This window comes from Streptomyces sp. NPDC000941, assembly GCF_053599555.1.
The window spans coordinates 1-1693 of the sequence record NZ_JBSFMM010000528.1 but is presented as its reverse complement, the minus strand read 5'-3'; the positions used below and the strand labels follow the sequence as shown (position 1 = coordinate 1693).

Sequence of the window (1693 nt, the reverse complement as noted above, 5' to 3'; positions counted from 1 at the left end):
GGGACGGTGGTGGCCCAGGGGGTGTTGATGCGGCGGGCGGCGGTGACTTCGCGGCGGAAGCGGGCGCGGAATTGGGGGTCGTGGGCGTATTCGGTTTGGATGACTTTGAGGGCGACCAGGGCGCCTCCGGTGGAGCGTGCGAGGTAGACGATGCCCATGCCGCCGGCGCCGAGTCTGCCCAGCAGCCGGTAGCCCCCGATCCGCGCCGGATCCCCCGAACGCAGTGGTTGCACGGCTAGCCGCCCTCGTACGGGGCGTCGCCCAGGAAGCGGAAGCGGCCCCCTTGGACCCGGTACAGAAAGAGCGTCCCCTTGGTGTGCTCGAAGGAGCGGTCCTCGGCGCTGAACGTGAACTTCTTGGTGATGCCCTGATAGTCCGTCTTCAGCACGCGCGCCAGCACCGAGGCCCGGTCCGCCGTGTGCCCGCCCGCCGCCTGGATGCTCCGGGCCAGCAGCCGCCCCGCGTCGTAGGCCTCGGCCGCGTACCGCTCCGGTGCGGCCTTGAACCGGCGCCGGTAGGCAGTGGTGAAACCGGCCGCGGACGGTTTGGCGGCCGGGTCGACGAACGTGGCCGTGCACGTCCACCCCTCCGCCGCCTGCCCGGCCCGCGCCACGAAGCGCGGGTCGACGACCGGCTCGGTGGCGTACCGGGGTCCGCGGAAGCCCGCCGCGTCCAGCTCCCGGGCGACCTTCGCCGCCGACTCCCAGAAGCCCGCGAAGACCACCGCTGCCACCTTCTCGTCCATGAGGTACGACACGGCCGGGCCGAAGTCGTCGGTTCCCGCGCGGACGACCTTGGGGACGATCTCGTACCGGGCCGACTGCATCAGACGGGCGAACGTCAGGGCGAACCGCTGGCTGTAGTCGTCGCCCTTCCGGTCCTCGATCAGCCCGATCCGCCGACTGCGCAGGCTCTGCCGGAGCCGGAGGCCGAGGGGGTACCCCTGCCAGATGTACTCCGGCCGGGCCAACAGGGCCGACCGGTAGGTCACGGCCGGCGGGAACGCCCTCACGGACACCGCCAGCATCGGCAGCTTCGCCTCGTCGTAGACCGCGACGGCGGTCTCGGCGGTCTCGTCGGTGGTCGGGCCGATCACCGCAAGCACCGAGCGGTCGGCGGTCAGCTGCTTCGCGACGGCCTTCGCCGTATCCGGCAGGCCACCGTCGTCGAACACCTTCAGGACCAGTTCGAAGGCTCTGTCCTTGCGGGCGTTGAACTCCTCGACCGCCAACTGGGCGCCCCTGGCCTGGGCCCGGCCCGCCGCGGCGGCGCCGCCCGACAAATCCGCGTGCAGCGCCACGGTACGGCGGGGCAGCCCGGGCACCTGCGCGCTCCCCTTGCCGTCCCGGCCCCAGGCCGCCCATGCCGCGAGGCCACCGCCCGCGAGCACCACGGCCCCGGAGGCCGCCAGCAACCGCCGGCGGCCGGGCCGGGCCGGCGCATCTCCCGGATCCCCCGCCGGGTCGGCCTCGGTCGCCTCGATGCCGGGCAGGCCGACCAGCTCCGCCGACCGCTCCGCGATGAGTTGGACGATCGGCTCCGGCAGCCAGCCGTCACCCTCCGGCGGGGCGTCCCGGGCCAACTCCTGCCCCAGCTCCGCGGCGGTCGGGCGGCGCTCGGGGTTCTTGTCGAGGCAGGCTTCGATGAGCGGGCGCAGCCGATCGGGCACCCCGGTCAGATCAGCCGTGTCGTG

Annotated in this window: 1 protein-coding gene and 1 pseudogene; both read right to left on the bottom strand. The window is 73.5% G+C overall.

Annotated features, from left to right (window positions below):
* A pseudogene (locus ACWDSL_RS53280) lies at positions 1–233 on the bottom strand (bifunctional serine/threonine-protein kinase/ABC transporter substrate-binding protein); the annotation flags it as partial.
* A gap of 2 nt (positions 234–235) precedes the next feature.
* Positions 236–1693: ABC transporter substrate-binding protein (locus ACWDSL_RS53275; protein ID WP_450496975.1), on the bottom strand; the 1458-nt coding region annotated here is incomplete at its 5' end.